General features: G+C 53.8%; 2 protein-coding genes. Both read right to left on the bottom strand.

The genetic code is table 11. The features are described from left to right. Positions 1 to 84: 84 nt before the first annotated feature. Complete coding sequence (locus TH19_RS22290; RefSeq protein WP_114104553.1) at positions 85 to 2,775, bottom strand: bifunctional acetate--CoA ligase family protein/GNAT family N-acetyltransferase; 2,691 nt, start codon at positions 2,773 to 2,775, stop codon at positions 85 to 87. Between the two features lie 321 nt (positions 2,776 to 3,096). After that, on the bottom strand, positions 3,097 to 3,414 hold the full coding sequence (locus tag TH19_RS22285; protein ID WP_114104552.1) for a hypothetical protein: 318 nt from the start codon (positions 3,412 to 3,414) through the stop codon (positions 3,097 to 3,099). Positions 3,415 to 3,514: the final 100 nt, after the last annotated feature.

Raw genomic sequence — 3,514 nt, 5'->3', positions numbered from 1 at the left:
AAGGTGACAACGTATTTCAGGACGAGACACAGAGATGAAAAAAGCCCGGCTGATGTGCCGGGCTTTTTTGTGATCATTGAGCGATCAATGTGCATCGCGTTGAAGCGGTAATGTCACCTCGAAGACATCTTCGTCCGCGATGTATTTGCGGCTGAAACCAAGCTTTTCGCACAATGTAAGCATCCGTCGATTACTTGGCAGGACCTGACCGATGAAGGTTTCAGTGCCCTTGCGGCGGCAATAGGCGATCATCTGTTCCATCAAGACGCGGCCCAAACCACGGCCCTTGATGTCGGAACGCACCATGATGGCGTATTCGGCATGTTCGTTATTGGGGTCAATAACCACCTGAACAATCCCGTGAATTTGTCCCTGTTCGGGGCCATCGGGCACCACGGCAAGGAAGGCCATGTCACGGTCGTAATCAAGCTGGGTCTGGCGCGCCATTTCCGAATGCGGCAATTCACGGACAGAGCCAAAGAACCGGAAATGAATATCTTCCGGGGTCAGTTTGGACATGAATTCATAGTGTGCGGGTTCGTCTTCAGGCTTGATTGGCCGAAGCAAATAGGTTGTGCCATCATCCATTACCAGTTCCTGTTTCAGGTGCCTTGGATAGGGATGGATCGCAAGCCGTTTGTCATCGCTGACAACCTTGGGGGTGACCTTGATGCGGGCATCAAGGGCGATCACACCATGCTGATCGGCAAGAAGCGGGTTCATATCAAGCTCGACCACTTCGCCGAGATGGACGACAAGCTGTGACAGGCGCACCAGCGTCATATAAAGGTCTTCAAGATTGACGGGCGGGACGTCGCGATACCCCTTGAGAAGTTTGTAAATCCGTGTGCCTTCAACAAGTTCGCGGGCAAGCTTCATGTTAAGCGGGGGCAGGGCCATTGCACGGTCACGCACGACTTCGACTTCGACCCCGCCGTGACCAAACAGAATGACCGGGCCAAAAATCGGGTCGGTTGTCATACCGACAATCAGTTCACGGGCACCAGCACGGGTGATCATTTCCTGAATCGTAAAGCCGCGCAGACGTGCGTTCGGGAATTTCTGTTCGATGGTCCGCTGCATTTTCGATGCGGCTGCCCGAACTTCTTCACTGCTTTCAAGGTTAAGAACCACGCCACCGACATCTGATTTGTGACTGATGTCGTCAGACAGAATTTTCAAGGCAACCGGATAGCCGATGTCATCTGCCGTGCGTACCGCTTCTTCAACGTCACTGGCCGCAATGGTTTTGACGGTGTTGATGCCGTAACATTCAAGAACGGCCTTGGCTTCAGGTTCGGTCAACATGTCGCGGCCCGCATGAATGGCGCTGTGAATGATGTTGCGCGCCTTGTCGATCTGCGGGGTGTAATCGCGCGGAACTGATGGCGGGGTTTCCATCAGCAAATCCTGCAATTTGCGGTAATTGACCATATGCTGGAAGGCCGCCACGGCATTTTCCGGGGTGCGATAGGTCGGAATACCTGCGGCATAGAACATATTGCGGGCCTCGGCCACGGTGGCTTCGCCGACCCAGTTGGTTAGGATGTTCTTTTTGGTGCCTTTGATCTGGTCAATGACGCCGCGTGCAACTTCGACCGGATCGGTGATGGCCGTCGGGGCGTGCATGACCAGAAGGCTGTCGATATTGCTGTCAGTCAAAACGGTTTCAATCGCCTTGGCATAGCGTTCACCGGGCGCGTCCCCGATGATATCGACCGGGTTGGCGTGTGACCAGGTTGCCGGAAGAACCTTGTCCAGCGCGGTGACGGTTGCATCATCAAGATGGGCGAGGCGGCCTTGACGTTCGATCAGGGCATCAACGGCCAGAACACCGATGCCGCCACCATTGGTAACGATACCCAGCTTATCCCCACGGAACGGACGCATACGCGAAAGCGTTTCAGCCGCCGAGAACATTTCACTAACCGTGTAAACGCGCAAAACGCCTGCACGCTTGATTGCGGCATCAAAAACATCATCGGCACCCGCCAGGGCACCGGTATGGGATGCCGCCGCCGCCGCACCCTCGGCAAAGCGGCCCGATTTGATGCACAGGATCGGTTTGTTACGTGATGCCGCGCGGGCCGCGGAGATGAAGCTGCGTCGTTCGTGAATAGATTCGATATAAAGCATGATCGCACGGGTATCGGGATCTGAACCCAGATAGTCGATCACATCCCCGAAATCGACATCGTCACATTCGCCAAGCGATATGAAGTGTGAGAACCCGATGTCGCGTGCTGATGCCCAGTCAAGAACAGCCGTGCAAAGTGCGCCGGATTGCGAAACGAATGCAATTTTACCGCTGCCGATATTCTGATGGCTGAAGCTGGCATTCAAACCGATGCCAGGCACCATAAGGCCAAGACAGTTCGGCCCCAATAGGCGCATTTTCTTTTCAGCAGCAATATCAAGCATTGCCTGCTTGATTGTGCGTTTGTCATCAAATTGTTCCGAGCCAAGCCCCGCAGTCAAAACGATTGCGGCAAGGCAGCCTTTTTCCGCAAGGCATTCCATGACAGGAATAATCGCCTTGGGCGGCACACAAATAACGGCAAGTTCCGGCACAACCGGCAGGCTATTGACGTCGGGATAGGCCAGAACACCGCCAATTGACTGGCTGCGCGGGTTAACAGGCATGATCGGGCCGTCAAAGCCACCGGCCAACAGGTTCTTCATCAGAACGTGGCCAACAGAATGTGGGCGATTTGACGCGCCAATCACGGCGACCGATTTGGGTTTAAACAGATGGTCCAGATTAATTGTACTCATCGCCGAGTTCCCGCGTTGTGCTGTGGGCTGGTGTGGTGGCAGCGGCGACCGATTTGGGTTTAAACAGATGGTCCAGATTAATTGTACTCATCGCCGAGTTCCCGCGTTGTGCTGTGGGCTGGTGTGGTGGCAGCGGCGACCGAATATCCATGCATAAACCGGACATCAATACGCCACGCTTAAAGCTGCGCGATGTTAAGTCAGCGAGGATTATATTGATTTGCTGTGCATCAATAAAGCACTGAGGTCACGAAGTTTTTATGGCAAGCATTTGGTCGAGCTGAAAGGAGCACAAACAGGTTGCCTTAAAACGGGCAGGGATCAGTGAAGGTGCCCGTGGTGGCTGTCATCATCAAAACGTTCAGATTCTTCGATCCATTCTTCGACTTCGTTTGCTGATGTCATCGCAAGGGCGATTTCAAGATCGTTCTGAACATGGGCAAGGCTGTCAAACATCGGGCACCAGCCAAAGGCCTGAATGCGCGGGTCGGTCGTCGAAGAAATCGTAAACAGATCACCGTCAATCGGATGAACCATGCCGTGGATCACATCATTTTCACCAACAATCAGCCATCCCTTGGTCGCACCGGACAGGGTCGCAAGCTGTACTTCGCGCAATTCGATTTTGGCGGTTTTCATGATGATATGCCTTACCGTGTGACGTCTAAAAGCAAAAGGGACCGAACTTTACGTTCGGCCCCTTTTTAATTGGCTCCGGCAGCAGGACTCGAACCTGCGA

Origin of the sequence: Thalassospira profundimaris (assembly GCF_003326675.1) — a bacterium.
In the GTDB taxonomy this organism is placed as follows: Bacteria; Pseudomonadota; Alphaproteobacteria; order Rhodospirillales; family Thalassospiraceae; genus Thalassospira; species Thalassospira aquimaris.
This window is presented reverse-complemented; position numbering and strand designations above follow the sequence as displayed.

What these genes read in the sequence shown, in the direction of transcription:
- TH19_RS22290 (WP_114104553.1), bottom strand. Translation starts at nt 2,775, where the DNA reads ATGAGTACAATTAATCTGGACCATCTGTTTAAACCCAAATCGGTCGCC.
- TH19_RS22285 (WP_114104552.1), bottom strand. Translation starts at nt 3,414, where the DNA reads ATGAAAACCGCCAAAATCGAATTGCGCGAAGTACAGCTTGCGACCCTG.